A 12,660-nucleotide genomic window follows, 5' to 3' on the forward strand; every position below is an offset into this window, starting at 1 on the left:
AAGTTCAACGCCTATACGTTAGCCTTGTTTAAAAAACAGCGCGCGCGAAAATGACATCCATCGCAACCAAATCGATGGATTTAAACCGTGCAAACCACTCAAATAGAATTGTCGGACCTGTTCACCGTCAAGGAACTGGCTGCGCGCTGGCCGAAGATTCTTTCGGTACTGACGCTGCGCTACCAGCTTCGGAACCGCGATAACAACGGTCTTTCAAAAGCTGTCGTCAGGATCGGAAAGAAGTTGCTTATCAGCGAAAGCCGCTATCAGCAGTGGCTTGCTGAAGCAGCCGTGGAATGCAAATAAAAAGAGGCAGCCACCGAAGATGACCGCCTCTAAGAAAAACGCCTGCCGGAATTATAAGCGGACGAACACCAAATCGCCGCGCAGTTACCTTCGCTATTTTGAGCGTGTCGCTTTTGCGCACAACCTAGCGCAGATTCATATCGCGCTTGCTGACCTAGTGCCGCGCCTGTTGCGCCTGGGCCAGTCCCCCGAGACGGTGGAGCATGATCTGTCGCTGTTGGCGAGTCTCAACGGCTTCCGCGATTGCGTGGCGCCTGTCGTCAACGACCTGGCAATGCAGCGGGGTGAGGCATGAAATCCAATGCCGTGCGCACCACGTCTGCACATGACGTGATCGAACAATTCCGCGCCGCCATTGTTGCCGCTGGCGTCACTCCGCCCGACCACATTGAGGCAGACGGCAGCCTGCACCGATTCAGCACCACTGGACGCGCTGGGGGCAGGGCTGGTTACTATGCCCTTCACCTTGACGACAGCCCTGCGGGTTTCTTCGGCTGCTGGCGCGCAGGCATTCAGCAGAACTGGAAGTCCGGCACCGCGCAAGACTTCACGCCGAAAGATCGGGTGCAGTTGCGTGCGGCTCGCGCAGCCCGCGACGCTGAGCAGCAATTCCGTTGGATGGGCCGCGCCGGCATCGCTGCTGCGGTTTGGGAACTGGCCGACCCGGTAGACCCGTCGCACCCGTACTTGGCACGCAAGGGCATCACCAACGCGGCCGGCGTAAAGCAGGTGACCATCGAGCGCGCTGGATGGTTTGATGACCCCGAACAAAGCGGTGTGCTGAAAAACTGCCTCCTGGTGCCGGTGCGCGATGTCTCGGGCGAAATCCAGTCGCTGGAGGCCATCATGCCGAACGGCGACAAGTTTTTCCTGAAGGGTGCGCGCAAAGGCGGCGGCATGCTGGTTCTGCCTGGCACCGACAAAACAATTTTCGTTTGCGAAGGCTACGCGACGGGCGCGAGCGTGAGTGCTGCAACGAACGCCACCACCGTCATCGCCTTCGACGCTGGGAACCTCGGGCGTGTAGCCAAAGCCTTGCGCGAGAAATACCCGTATTCACGCCTGGTGGTCGCCGCCGATAACGACCATGCTTCGGCCGAGAACCGGGGACTGATCGCTGCCAGGGATGTGGCTGCTGAACTTGGAATAGACGTTGCTGCGCCGTCGTTTGAGCCTGGCGAGTCCGGGAAGGATTGGAACGACTTTGCGGCAACACACGGCATCGCTGCTGTGCGCGATGCTCTGCGGACGCACATGGCTGCAGCGAACGACAACGAACCGCCCACGTCCAATCGCTTTGCGTTCCTGAACGTGGGCGCCATGGTCGAACACCTGAAGCCCATTGATTGGCTGGTGCGCGGCTACGTCGAACGCGATTCCATGGCTGTCATCTACGGTGAGCCTGGACACGGCAAATCGTTCGTTGCCATCGACGTGGCGTGCAGCGTCGCCACGGGCACGGAATGGCACGGCCGCCCCGTCAAGCGCGGCGCCGTGTTCTATATCGCTGGCGAAGGCCACAACGGCCTGGCGCGTCGTTTCCGTGCGTGGAGCGAGGCGCGCGGTGTGAGCCTAGCCGATGCGCCGCTGTACGTGTCCAACCGAAGCGCCGCGCTGACAGAGGGCGCGAGCGCGAAAACCGTTTCTGCCACCGTACGCGAACTGGCCGCCGCAACCGGCGCAACGCCGTCGCTGATTGTGGTGGATACCCTGGCGCGAAACTTCGGTGCAGGCGACGAGAACAGCGCCGCCGACATGGGGGCGTTTGTCACCAACCTGGACAACGAACTGCGCCATCCATGGAAAGCCACCGTTGCCATCGTCCACCACAGCGGCAAAGACACCAGCAAAGGCGCGCGTGGATCGACCGCCCTACGTGGCGCTGTTGATGCGGAATACGAAGTCACCAAGGACGAAAGCGGCACCATCCGCATGCAACCGCACAAGATGAAAGACGCCGAGAACCCCGAACCGCTGGCGTTTCGACTACAGGGCGTCGAATTGCCCCTGACGGATGAAGATGGCAACCGCGTGTTTGGCGCGGCGCTGCATTCCACTGACTTCATCGAAGCGCCGAAGGGCGGAAAGGCTGGCCGGGGCAAGCATCAAACAGAAATGCTGCGCGTGCTGCAAGAACTGGAGCGCGAACACCGTGAACGGCTGTCAGCATCAGGATTTGATGAAGGCCAGGCGATGGTGAAGGTGGAGACGTGGGAAAACCGGATCAGGCGCGATGGGCACGTCCCACGTCAGCGCATGTATGACGCTCGGAAGTCGCTGGAGGAACAAGGGCTGATCGAATTCCTTTCTGGCGGTTACGTCCGAACACGGTGAGGGCTGTCCGGTTTGCGTCCGGTTTGCCCGTCCGGTTTGTCCGGTTTGTCCTGTTTCGCCGTGTCCGGTTTGTCCGGTTTGCCTATAGGCACCGGACGGACGGACAAAACCGGACAGCAGCATTCAGTTCGCTTCGCCCAGCTTCGTGTTGGCAGCTTCCCATGCTTCGACCTGGGCAGGCGGGTAACGCACCTTCGCGCCTAGCTTCATGTATGCAGGGCCGCGCTTCTGTTGGCGCCAATTGGCAAGCGTGCCCTTGCTGACGGCACCGGCCCAACGCTCGACAAGCTGATCGGGCGTGAGGAATTCACCTTGTGACATTGCTTCGTCTCTACCTGGCGGCTCACAGGCGGCCGCATCGCTGCCGGTGCGTAGCCTGCGCGCCGCTGGTGAGCAAGAGGGCGCGCAATCCCACGCGGATGGTGCGCTGCTGTGGAAAAGTGATCGCGGGTCCTCCCCGAAGGGGTGCGGGCCTCGGGGGCAAACGACCCCCGTGCATTCCTATCTGCCTGCGTTCGCCAATCGAACTTTATGATTAGCAAACGCAACACAGTTGCATCTACGCAGCCTAGTGGGCGCTGGCTGCGTGGCTTCCTGCCTGCGTACGACGGTAGCAAGAAAGCGCAGGCGTGCGCGCGGAAATCGCGCAGGTGGAATCCGGCCCATCAATCCGGAAAATCGTTCGCAGTTCTTCCACGCAAATCCTGCAAATGGAATCCCCCTGACACATCCGGAAAATCCTTCCTAACGGCAGCACTTTCCTTGGAAATTCCGCAAGAGGAAAAGCCATTGCAGCGCTGCGAAACTGGCCCCGCCATCAACGCCAACCAACGATCCCACGTGAAAAACAAAACCATCTCCGAGCTTCAAGTCCTGGTAGACACGCCGGAAGTCCCCACCGCTACCCGCGACGCAGCGCGCCTGGAGCTTCTCCACCGCGAGCGCAGCGGCCAGCGCGCCAACGCCAGCCGCACCGTGCAGGCAAACCCGCTGGACGGCCTGGTGGACGCTGCTTCGCGCGCCCTCGGTTTCCGCGACTACGGCCACGGTGACGACATGCGCCGCATGGCCCAGCCGGCTGCTGCATCGGCCAGCATCGACCTGGCGGCATTCATCAAGGATGGCAACCCGTCTCCAAACGTGTACGGCGTGCAGAACCGCCCCGCTGGCGAAACGCTGCCGCTCGATCCGCGCGCCGTGATCGAACAGCATTCCGTCGTCGCCCAGGCTGGCGCCCGAATCATCATCGCTACACCGCGCGACAAGGCCATTGCGATCAATGGCGAAAAGACGGATGCGCTGCTGGGCTTCTATGAAGACCCGCAACTGCTGCGCGTGGTCGATCCCGCAGCATTCCAGACCCTGGCGGACGGCTCCGACGCGACGGCCAGCGCGCTGCCGACCCACGATGCCGTGTTCACGTGGCCGAGCGTGCCGACCGCTGCATTCCGCACGACGATTACGCGCGCACAGAACCGCGCCCTGGGCGGTGGCGAAGACCTGCGCAGCGCATTGCTGGATGCGGTCTTGCGCGGCGTGGCCGAGTACGCAGACAAGCTGTTGCTGGCGGCAATCGCTGCCGCGACGCCGTCCGCATTCACGTTCGCGCTGGCTGCGGCGAAGCACCTTCAGGAAGGCGACCTGCGCGCCATCACGAACGGCACTGGCGCGGGCTATCGTGGCGATGGCGTTTTCAGCGTGCAAGGCGTGCCGGCGATGCTCAGTGCGCAGACTGCAGCCGCATACATCGGCGCGTTCGGTACGGCTGCCGTTGCTGTGTGGCCGGAACTGACTGTCACGGCCAAGCGCCTGAACGTCAGCGGCGACCTGGACGTTACGTGCCTGGTGAATGCCCAAGCCGTCGTGCCGGACACGTCGAAGTTCTGGACTGCATCGTGATGCGCCGCCTATTTGGCCGCACGAAGCCTGCGGGCACCGATGCCCTGCCGGCAGAAGTGGCAACGATCATTGCCGGCGCTTCGGTCGTGCCGCGCGGCGCGGACCACGACGGAAATCCACGCATCGTGATCCAGGCGGGCGCTGGCGGGTTCGTCTACAGCCGCGACACGGCGCGCGCTTGGTTCATCGCCCGCTGGCCCTCGCTGTCGGAAGCGCAGATGCGTCGTGCACTGCAGATGCTGGCCGCCCACGTGCGCGACCGCATAGAGCGCAGCCGCGAAGACGGCCTGCATCGGCTCCACGCGAACCGCAAGCGCTGGCGTGACCACGCACGGGACAACTGGCTTCATGAGGCATGAGCATGGACACGAAGAAACAGCAGAAAGTGAGCCTGGCCCTTCCAAGCCAGATGCTCGAAAAAATCGAAGCCCAGCGACGCGATATGTCGCGGCGTGTCGGCGTTGAACTGAGTTTCAACCAGGCAGCCACGTCGCTCCTGCACCGGGCTTTGTCCCAGAGCGAACCAGTTTCAGTTTCCGGCTGACGCCGAAACGCAGCGCGGCTCCTACTGCGCGGACAAAAGTGGGGCCACCTATTCACCCTGCTGCGTGGGCAACGCAGACCAGGCTGCTCGCGTCGCCTGGCCTTAGGCAAGTACGCGAGCGTGGCCTAGCCGCACCACGATGCTAGAACGCGGCTGATTCATTCGCCCGCAGGGGGGCCGGTAATACCCCTGCACCCAACGACAACACCATGACCACGCAACGACACACACTTATCGAAGCAGCCGACCAAATGGGCGCAGCGTCCACACTACTAGCGCGCTATCGCTCGCTGTTCGTGGCTGCTGGCAGCCTGCAGGCGCCCGCCATTGAGCACGCGATTCACGACCTGCGGCGCACCGCGTCCGAATTGGAAGTGCTTTCCATCACGCTGTCCCAAGCCCAGCGGGGGAATGCGTGAAGCTGCTTGCAAAGCTGTTTAAACGACTTGCGCGCCGGCAACGCGTGGAAGCACCGGCACCGGTTGCCGCCCCTGTGCCGACATCAACGCCAGCGCCGACAGCACACAAGCGCCGCCGCAAGAAACGCAATTCCAAACGCCGCGCCCCGGCTGGCTCGCGCCGCATCGATGCGAACGCGCCGTGGCTGGATCAAGCGCGACGGACCAAAGAATGAGCAAGGGTCACGCCTACCGCTTCGACGCGGACAAGCCGCTGACCGAGCCTCAATCCTGGGACTCAGTAGTGCGCCATCTACTGGGGCCGCGTTTCGTTGGCGATCCTGCCGACAAACGCCGTTGCAATGCCATCCAACTGGCGGCCGCTGCGCTGCGTGCCGCTGGTGACGATGCCCTGGCTAGACAGATCAGTTCCGCCGCCCACGATGCGCCCGTAACACCAGCACCCACCAAATGAACTGCAGTCTCTTCGACCTCATCACCGCCGCCGCCAGCTTGGCGGCAACCATTGGTAACGATCCCTCCATCACGGGCCGTGACAAGCTAGCCGCCCAGGTTCTAGCCGAAGACCTGCGCGCGCTCCGGACGCTGGCGTTTCGGTTCAACGACTACGTTCCGCTGGTCACACAGGCATGACCGTCCGCCCTAGCCTTGCCACTGCTCAGCATCAAACGTATAGGGCGTCAACGTGCTTACACTACGCCATAGCTTGACACGGGCCTTCAAGTCATCTGACGCGCAGTCCTTTATCACCGTCCCCCATTTCCCCTTTAGCTCCCCACGTAGGTACATGCTGCGCAACTCGTCTACCGTTGCTCCTACGAACGAACATGGACGCGCGAACACCGAAGCAGCACCGTACTGTCCCTCGGCAGCGAGCAACCTTCCGGCAACCCACGTGTAGGCAAATTTAACGGTTTCGTCCCTACAAAACTCAACGGGGTCCTGAATTTCCAACCCTTGGATAAGCGCGGTGCCAAAGGTAACTTGTCCGATCGAGATATGCCCCCCTTGGGCTGCCGTCAGTAGGCGATATTCCCCGATGAGCCCATCGCCCGAGCTATGATTTTCATCGACGGTAACGATCAGCATCGTTTCCCCTAAAACACCGGGGTGTGCATTCTCCAGGCGATAGATGAAATAAGGAGCCGTGTTCGGCATGTTGTCTCCCGTAGGTGTATCAGATGTTGGGCGCGCGACCGCGACAGACGAGTATAGATCGCACTAGACGCCGATTGACTGGCGACTCGATCGATAGTTAGCCTGGTGTGCACTCGCGAGTGGGAGCGCACTGACGTGCCCGTCGAATCGATTGAACCATGACATGATTATCTTGGTTGCCCTATGTACACTCGCGCCATGAAACTCGACCCCGAATCGCTGTATGTGCACCTGGGCCGCCTCGTTGAGACGATGCCCAACCTGAACCGCCCCGGCCCCGTTACGACGGAGACGAATCAGTGGCTTGGGCGAGCGGCGGCGCTCGTTGAGGCGGCATTCGGTCAATCTGTAGAACTCATTTCCTTCAACATCGCCGCAGAGAATCTTGATTCCGTACTCCGTGCCACGAATGCGCAGACCATCGCAGCTATCGTGCATCGGGCGCTCGCCAAAGCCGAATTGACGGCCCCAGCCGCTTCGCAAGGAGCGTTCATCCCAGTCGGAGAATCGTTTTCCGCCGTTGCAGCCGTATCGAAGGTTCTGTCCGCAGCACGCCAAGCTGTCCTGATTGTCGATCCATATGCAGACGCCAAAGCGCTTACAGACTTCGCAGTGCTGGCGCCTGAAGGTGTGCATGTCCGCATCCTGTCTGACGCAGGCACGGTGAAACCGAGCCTCAAACCGGCGGCCGAAAGCTGGGCGAAGCAGTACAACAGCACGCGGCCGCTGGAAATTCGACTGGCACCCGCCAAAAGCCTGCACGACCGCATCATCACCGTGGACGACGCACAAGCCTGGACCCTCACGCAGTCGCTGAAGGATTTTGCGGCGCGCTCTCCCGCGACCATCGTGAAGGCGGACGCCGAAACGGCTGGCCTGAAGATCGGCGCGTATGCAATCATGTGGCAGAGCGCAACGGCGCTGTAGCTTCCTACCCTGGAATGACAAAACCCCCGACACACCGCAATGTGTCGGGGGTTTTTGCTTATGCGGCATGGTGCCTGGGACGGGACTCGAACCCGTACAGCTTGTGGCTGGCAAATTTTAAGTCTGCTGCGTCTACCGATTCCGCCACCCAGGCGAGGCCGCGAGTATAGCGCCCCGTGTGTAATTCGTGCGTAACGCACATCGCAAACGACCACAAGCAAGCGACACGAACGTGAACGCGCGTGAAGGTATCTCAATGAAATCAATGCGTTACGTTGTGCACGATGTCACTGCTTTGCGTTGGGCCTAGACTTAAAATCCGCTGCGCCCTAATCGGCGCGTGCCGGTTCGATCCCGGCCTCGGGCACCAATCCTTTCTTCTCTTCTCCCCGCTCCTTTCCGCTCCTGCGCCTTACGACGCGCAGCACGCGTGCGCCTTCGGTGCATCTTCGTATTCATCGTGACGGCGCACCCACGACAAAGGACCCGCCTCGTTGCGGCCGAGCGGCGCGCGATCGAGCAGCAGCAGCGTACCGACCATGTCTTCCAAGCCGCGCGCATACGTCGAGTACGTGTGGAAGACAGCGCCCGTCTCGTCCCTGTAAAACGCGCTCAATCCGGGCAGTTCGTCATGGGCTTCTTCACGGGGCGTTGCGGTGTAGTTGTAGTCGACCGAGCCGCTTGCGAGTTCGTCTTGCGAGAAGCTCACGCGATAGTCATGGTTGAACGTCGTGTCGAACGACGATACCCACGGGAATCGCCAGCCCATGCGCTTTTTGTAAGCCGCGATTTTGTCCATCGGCGCGCGAGACACGGCGACGAGCGTCACGTCATGGTGGTTCAGATGCGTGAGCATTCCGCCAACATGATCGGAGAAGAAGGAGCACCCTGGGCAGCCTGCATCCCAGTCGGGGCCGAACATGAAGTGGTAGACCACCAACTGGCTGCGGCCGTCGAACAGTTCGGCCAGCGTCTTCTTGCCTTCCGATGATTCAAATACGTATTCCGTATCGACCTTGACCCAAGGCAGTGCCTGGCGTTCGGCGTTGACGGCGTCGCGCAGGTGGATGACCCCCTTCTCGCGGGCCAGCAGCGCACGGCGTCTGATGAGCCATTCATCTCTTGAAACTACCGGATGCGTTTGCATGGCAGCCCCTCTGTCTAAGACTCAGGACTTCATACTAGGCGGCCTCACGCGAATGAAAAGCCGCGGCGCGCAAGTCGCCAACCGGATGCGACTTGCGTGCCATGGAAGAGAATCAGCCGCCTCTGCACATGCCACTTCAGTGCCGGATCAACCCACCAGCCAGCGCACGCCCACGTTGATGAGCGCGCCGCCGCCCACCAGCCCCACCCACAGCACAGCGGCGCACAGCAGCGGACGCATACCGGATTTCAGCAGCATCGGCACATGCGTTTGCGTGCCGATGGCAAACATCGCGCAGGCCAGCATGGCGGTGTCGATGGCGTCGATGGGGGCGTGCCAGGCGGCGGGGATAGCACCGGCAGAATTGAGCAGCGTCACGATCAGCAACCCCACCGCAAACCAGGGCATCGCTTTCCAGGCGTGGCCGGCGGCTTTGCGAAGCGCATTCTCAGGAGACGTCGAAGCGGTACCCCGAGCTTCACTGGGCGTTGTGCAAGCCAGCACCACGAGCAACGGGGCCAGCGCCAGCACACGCACCATCTTGCTGACGACCGCCGCGTTGGTGGCGTCGTCGCCCAGCGGACGCGCCGCGGCAATCACCTGCGCAACCTCGTGCATCGTCGAACCGATGTAGACGCCAAAGTGCTCCGGCGTGATGGCCACACCGGCATGCGTAACAAGCGCGTACAGCCACGGATACAGAAAGATGCCGATCGTGCCGAACAGCACTACGCTGGCGATCGCCACGGCCGTTTCGCGTGGTGAGGCCTTCACGGCTGGCGCAACGGCCAGCACGGCCGCTGCCCCACATACTGCACTGCCGGCCGCCACCAGCACGGCTTGTGAGCGCGTGAGGCGAAACCAACGTGTGCCGATCCACGTACCGGCCAGCATCGTCGCTGCCAATACGACCAGCGGAATCACCACGCCCGAAGTACCGAGATCTTGGATCTGCGCCAGCGTCAGTCGGGCGCCGTAGAGAATCACGCCCGCGCGCAGCAGTGTATGGCGCGCAAACTGGATTGCCCCTGGCGTCAGCCAACGCTGGTGCCCAGGCACATGACCGACAGCCATGCCGAGCAGGATGGCGAGCGTCAGCGCACTCAAGCCCAGGTGCCCAGCCCACGGCATTGCCCCGAGCGCCACCGCAATCCCCGCACACCCGAACAACACCGCCACGCTGGCGAGCGTTCGCCCATCCAATCCCGCTGCCACGCCCTGGGGGGCCAACTGTTTCTGTGCAATCGTCATCACGTTCGCCTTGCTTATTCGCTATGCGCATAACGATATGCGTGTCGTGATAACATGTAAAACAGGTAATTTTCGTCATTTCAACTACTTTTATGGATAACAAAGCACCTCGGGTCACACTGCGGCAGTGGGCCGTCTTCGCCGCCATCGCCCAAAGTGAGACGACCACCGCTGCCGGTGAAACCCTTGGCCTGTCGCAATCGGCCGTAAGCGCGGCGCTGGCGGAACTGGAATCCACACTCGGACATCCGCTGTTTGACCGGCATGCGCGCCGTCTGCATCTGAATGCGCTGGGCCGGCAGCTTCTGCCGCAAGCGCAGGCGCTGCTTGATCACGCCGATGCGCTGGAACACGCAACCGCCCAGCCAAACGTGCGCCTGAAGCTCGCGGCCAGCAGCACGATCGGCAACTACGTGCTGCCCGCCCTGCTCGCGGGCTTCCGGCACGAGATCGCACCCGACAGCCAGCTCGACGTGCTGATCGGCAACACGCAAGACGTGGTCGATGCCGTGCAGCGTTTCGAGGTCGACATCGGCCTGATTGAAGGCACCTGTCGCGGCGAGGCGCTGGAAATCGAAACATGGATCGATGATGAGATGGTGATCGTGGCCGCGCCCGGGCACCCACTCACGCAAGGAACAGGGCCCGTCTCCCACGCAGCGCTGCGCGAAGCGGGCTGGCTGATGCGCGAACCCGGCTCCGGCACGCGCGAACTGATCGATAGCCGCATTGCTTCGGTGGTCGGGCCGCTGCATGTGGCGCTTGAACTCGGCCACTCCGAAGCCATTCAGCGCACGGTGGCGGCAGGCTACGGCATCAGTTGCCTGTCGCGCCACGTGGTGGCCGATGCGTTGCGCGATGGCCGCCTTGTCGAGGTCGCCAGCGGCCTGCCGCGCATCGCCCGACCGCTGCTGATCGTGCGCCATCGCGACAAGCATCCGACGCACGGGCTCACGCAATTCATCGACGTGCTACGCGGTCACACAACCGATTCGAAAAAAATTCGCGCAAAGGACTAGCGTGATCCAAAAAAGGTTGATATAGTCTCGTTTCTTCGCGGGGCGTTAGCTCAGTTGGTAGAGCAGCGGACTCTTAATCCGTAGGTCGAGTGTTCGAGTCACTCACGCCCCACCAGAATATGGAAGGCCCGACAGGCAACTGTCGGGCCTTTTTCATTTGCGCGATTTGCGACGCGCTTTCGCTTCAGTACGCACAAAACAAAACGGCCGACGCTCGTGGCGCCGGCCGATCGCTCTGCAAAGCCCCTCTCCCGCTCAATGCAGCAGCTTGAGCAGGATCGTCGCGGTCACCACCATCGCGGCCCCGCCGATACGCGTCGAGATCTGCGCGAACGGCATCAGCCCCATGCGATTCGACGCCGAGAGAATCGCCACATCACCCGTACCGCCCAACCCGCTATGGCACGCGGTCACGATGCCCGACTCGACCGGATACATCCCCAGCCATTTGCCGACGAAGAAGCCTGACGCCACCAGCGCCAACACCGTAGCCGCGCAGATGGCGAAATAGCCCGGTGTGAACGCCGCCATCAGCTCCTTCCACGACACGAACAGCACGCCAAGGCCGACAAGAATCGCGAACGTCAGGTTGGTCGAAACGAACTTGTACATCTGGTAGGCGCCGAGTTCCATGTTCTGCGGCAACAGCTTCGACACCTTCAGTAGCGCCGCACTGATGATCATGAGGATCGGGCCGGGAATCCCGGTGAAGCGCGAGAGCAGCGCGCCGAAGATAAAGAACGCGCAGCTGATCAGCAGGCCGGCACCCATGAGGCCCAAATTGAGCGGCGCCCCGGCGCGATCATTGCGCAGCAGATCGGTGTCACTGCACGATCGAACGAGATCGCCATCGCCGGTCAGGTGCGGCTGCTTCTCGCCCAGTGACTTGAGCACGCCGCTCGCGAGGATAGCGACAACATTGCCCAGCAGCGCCGCCGGCACCAGCATGGCGATCAGCTCTGCCTGCGGCCGGCCGAGAATCTCAGAATATCCGATCGACAACGGCAGGATGCCTTCGCCAATACCGCCGCCGACAATCGGGATGACGATGAAGAAGAACGTGTGCTTGGGCTCATAGCCGAAAAACAGCCCCACGGTCACACCCGCCACGATGGCCGCCAACGTGCCGATCAGCAGCGGAATGAACATCCGCATGAACCCCTGCACCAGCACCCGATGGCTCATCCCTAGAATGCTGCCCGCCACCAGGCAGGCGATGTACAGGTACTGCAGGTTGGCCGTCTTCATGGTGGTGGTGAGCGCCTTCAGCATCTCGGGGTCGATCACCTTGTAGCCGACCAACGCCGACGGCACGAACAGGCACAGGATGGCCGCGCCACCAATGTGCTTGAACACCGGCAGCCGAGCGCCGATTTCGCCCAGCAGGAAACCGAGCAGCATCAGCACGGCAAAGCCGCCGATCATGTCGTTGGGCAGCTTCTTGTTGAGCGCTGCAAGCAGCGTGATGACGGCAGTTGTGGCGTACACGGGAAGAGGTAGCGGCCCGATGCTGTAGCCGGTAAGCGCGCGCCAAAGGCCCACGCGTGTGCCTTCCTGCGCCCGGACGGATGCTTCCATGATGGTCTCCTGATCAGCCGTGCGGCGCGCCTCGTCTTCAAGCGAGCTGGCTGAGCGCCCGCGCCGTTGTATGGGGTT

The 12,660-nt window shown here is 62.0% G+C and carries 16 protein-coding genes and 2 tRNA genes; 12 read left to right on the plus strand and 6 right to left on the minus strand.

Translation table 11 applies throughout. The annotated features are described in order from the left end of the window. The first annotated feature begins 87 nt into the window (after nt 1–87). From BG83_RS0107070 to BG83_RS28590, 3 genes are read left to right on the plus strand one after another with little or no spacing between them, the layout of a single operon-like run. The gene (locus BG83_RS0107070) at nt 88–306 is read left to right on the plus strand and encodes a hypothetical protein (protein ID WP_024976061.1); all 219 of its coding nucleotides are present in this window, start codon (nt 88–90) and stop codon (nt 304–306) included. Further along, nucleotides 278–601, plus strand: coding sequence for a hypothetical protein (locus tag BG83_RS0107075; RefSeq protein ID WP_152543674.1), 324 nt, complete (start codon nt 278–280; stop codon nt 599–601). The genes BG83_RS0107070 and BG83_RS0107075 overlap by 29 nt, the downstream gene beginning before the upstream one ends. Further along, on the plus strand, nt 598–2,640 hold the full coding sequence (locus BG83_RS28590; RefSeq protein ID WP_024976063.1) for an AAA family ATPase: 2,043 nt from the start codon (nt 598–600) through the stop codon (nt 2,638–2,640). Before BG83_RS0107075 ends, BG83_RS28590 begins: the two co-directional genes overlap by 4 nt. 123 nt (nt 2,641–2,763) lie before the next feature. Here BG83_RS28590 and BG83_RS0107085 read toward each other — a convergent pair whose 3' ends face one another. Next, nucleotides 2,764–2,961: a helix-turn-helix transcriptional regulator gene (locus BG83_RS0107085; protein WP_024976064.1), complete on the minus strand. Its 198-nt coding sequence runs from the start codon at nt 2,959–2,961 to the stop codon at nt 2,764–2,766. A gap of 519 nt (nt 2,962–3,480) precedes the next feature. Here BG83_RS0107085 and BG83_RS0107090 point away from each other — a divergent pair. The 6 genes from BG83_RS0107090 (at nt 3,481) to BG83_RS0107120 (ending at nt 6,135) form a co-directional block, all read left to right on the plus strand. Further along, a complete protein-coding gene (locus BG83_RS0107090; RefSeq protein ID WP_152543675.1) occupies nt 3,481–4,539 on the plus strand; it encodes a hypothetical protein in 1,059 nt (352 codons plus the stop codon). Next, nucleotides 4,539–4,898 (plus strand): hypothetical protein, encoded by a 360-nt coding sequence (locus tag BG83_RS27650; protein WP_024976066.1) that lies wholly within the window; start codon nt 4,539–4,541, stop codon nt 4,896–4,898. Before BG83_RS0107090 ends, BG83_RS27650 begins: the two co-directional genes overlap by 1 nt. Nucleotides 4,899–4,900: 2 nt before the next feature. After that, on the plus strand, nt 4,901–5,083 hold the full coding sequence (locus tag BG83_RS0107100; protein WP_037031627.1) for a hypothetical protein: 183 nt from the start codon (nt 4,901–4,903) through the stop codon (nt 5,081–5,083). A 209-nt stretch (nt 5,084–5,292) separates the two neighbouring features. After that, complete coding sequence (locus tag BG83_RS29245; protein WP_152543676.1) at nt 5,293–5,502, plus strand: hypothetical protein; 210 nt, start codon at nt 5,293–5,295, stop codon at nt 5,500–5,502. A gap of 211 nt (nt 5,503–5,713) precedes the next feature. Further along, nucleotides 5,714–5,956, plus strand: coding sequence for a hypothetical protein (locus BG83_RS29250; protein WP_152543677.1), 243 nt, complete (start codon nt 5,714–5,716; stop codon nt 5,954–5,956). Then, the gene (locus tag BG83_RS0107120; protein WP_024976069.1) at nt 5,953–6,135 is read left to right on the plus strand and encodes a hypothetical protein; all 183 of its coding nucleotides are present in this window, start codon (nt 5,953–5,955) and stop codon (nt 6,133–6,135) included. The genes BG83_RS29250 and BG83_RS0107120 overlap by 4 nt, the downstream gene beginning before the upstream one ends. A gap of 9 nt (nt 6,136–6,144) precedes the next feature. On the opposite strand, the gene BG83_RS0107125 is transcribed toward BG83_RS0107120, so the two are convergent. Continuing rightward, the gene (locus tag BG83_RS0107125; RefSeq protein WP_024976070.1) at nt 6,145–6,660 is read right to left on the minus strand and encodes a hypothetical protein; all 516 of its coding nucleotides are present in this window, start codon (nt 6,658–6,660) and stop codon (nt 6,145–6,147) included. Between the two features lie 198 nt (nt 6,661–6,858). Between BG83_RS0107125 and BG83_RS0107130 the strand changes: the two genes are divergently transcribed. Beyond that, nucleotides 6,859–7,587 carry a phosphatidylserine/phosphatidylglycerophosphate/cardiolipin synthase family protein gene (locus BG83_RS0107130; protein ID WP_037031711.1) on the plus strand — a complete coding sequence of 243 codons (729 nt, stop codon included), beginning with the start codon at nt 6,859–6,861 and terminating at the stop codon, nt 7,585–7,587. Between the two features lie 68 nt (nt 7,588–7,655). Here BG83_RS0107130 and BG83_RS0107135 read toward each other — a convergent pair. The 3 genes from BG83_RS0107135 to BG83_RS0107145 all read right to left on the minus strand — a co-directional run bounded on the left by BG83_RS0107135 (nt 7,656) and on the right by BG83_RS0107145 (nt 9,985). After that, nucleotides 7,656–7,741, minus strand: a tRNA-Leu gene (locus BG83_RS0107135). Between the two features lie 258 nt (nt 7,742–7,999). Beyond that, nucleotides 8,000–8,734 carry a DUF899 domain-containing protein gene (locus BG83_RS0107140; protein WP_024976072.1) on the minus strand — a complete coding sequence of 245 codons (735 nt, stop codon included), beginning with the start codon at nt 8,732–8,734 and terminating at the stop codon, nt 8,000–8,002. Between the two features lie 147 nt (nt 8,735–8,881). Then, complete coding sequence (locus BG83_RS0107145) at nt 8,882–9,985, minus strand: YeiH family protein (RefSeq protein ID WP_024976073.1); 1,104 nt, start codon at nt 9,983–9,985, stop codon at nt 8,882–8,884. Nucleotides 9,986–10,077: 92 nt separating this feature from the next. Here BG83_RS0107145 and BG83_RS0107150 point away from each other — a divergent pair, with 92 nt between their 5' ends. Both BG83_RS0107150 and BG83_RS0107155 read left to right on the plus strand, forming a co-directional pair. Further along, entirely contained in the window at nt 10,078–11,004 is a 927-nt protein-coding gene (locus tag BG83_RS0107150) for a LysR family transcriptional regulator (protein WP_024976074.1), read from the plus strand. A gap of 39 nt (nt 11,005–11,043) precedes the next feature. Further along, a tRNA-Lys gene (locus BG83_RS0107155) sits at nt 11,044–11,119 on the plus strand. A gap of 140 nt (nt 11,120–11,259) precedes the next feature. Here the strand turns inward: BG83_RS0107155 and BG83_RS0107160 are convergent. Next, complete coding sequence (locus BG83_RS0107160) at nt 11,260–12,582, minus strand: 2-hydroxycarboxylate transporter family protein (protein ID WP_024976075.1); 1,323 nt, start codon at nt 12,580–12,582, stop codon at nt 11,260–11,262. Nucleotides 12,583–12,660: the final 78 nt, after the last annotated feature.

It is taken from the genome of Ralstonia pickettii, assembly GCF_000607165.1.
Lineage (GTDB): Bacteria > Pseudomonadota > Gammaproteobacteria > Burkholderiales > Burkholderiaceae > Ralstonia > Ralstonia holmesii.

Bases quoted from the DNA above. Each gene is read 5' to 3' on its own strand.
- BG83_RS0107125 (WP_024976070.1), bottom strand. From the start codon at position 6,660: ATGCCGAACACGGCTCCTTATTTCATCTATCGCCTGGAGAATGCACAC.
- BG83_RS0107145 (WP_024976073.1), bottom strand. From the start codon at position 9,985: ATGACGATTGCACAGAAACAGTTGGCCCCCCAGGGCGTGGCAGCGGGA.
- BG83_RS0107130 (WP_037031711.1), top strand. From the start codon at position 6,859: ATGAAACTCGACCCCGAATCGCTGTATGTGCACCTGGGCCGCCTCGTT.
- BG83_RS0107100 (WP_037031627.1), top strand. From the start codon at position 4,901: ATGGACACGAAGAAACAGCAGAAAGTGAGCCTGGCCCTTCCAAGCCAG.
- BG83_RS0107120 (WP_024976069.1), top strand. From the start codon at position 5,953: ATGAACTGCAGTCTCTTCGACCTCATCACCGCCGCCGCCAGCTTGGCG.
- BG83_RS27650 (WP_024976066.1), top strand. From the start codon at position 4,539: ATGCGCCGCCTATTTGGCCGCACGAAGCCTGCGGGCACCGATGCCCTG.
- BG83_RS0107140 (WP_024976072.1), bottom strand. From the start codon at position 8,734: ATGCAAACGCATCCGGTAGTTTCAAGAGATGAATGGCTCATCAGACGC.
- BG83_RS0107085 (WP_024976064.1), bottom strand. From the start codon at position 2,961: ATGTCACAAGGTGAATTCCTCACGCCCGATCAGCTTGTCGAGCGTTGG.
- BG83_RS28590 (WP_024976063.1), top strand. From the start codon at position 598: ATGAAATCCAATGCCGTGCGCACCACGTCTGCACATGACGTGATCGAA.
- BG83_RS0107150 (WP_024976074.1), top strand. From the start codon at position 10,078: ATGGATAACAAAGCACCTCGGGTCACACTGCGGCAGTGGGCCGTCTTC.
- BG83_RS29245 (WP_152543676.1), top strand. From the start codon at position 5,293: ATGACCACGCAACGACACACACTTATCGAAGCAGCCGACCAAATGGGC.
- BG83_RS0107160 (WP_024976075.1), bottom strand. From the start codon at position 12,582: ATGGAAGCATCCGTCCGGGCGCAGGAAGGCACACGCGTGGGCCTTTGG.
- BG83_RS29250 (WP_152543677.1), top strand. From the start codon at position 5,714: ATGAGCAAGGGTCACGCCTACCGCTTCGACGCGGACAAGCCGCTGACC.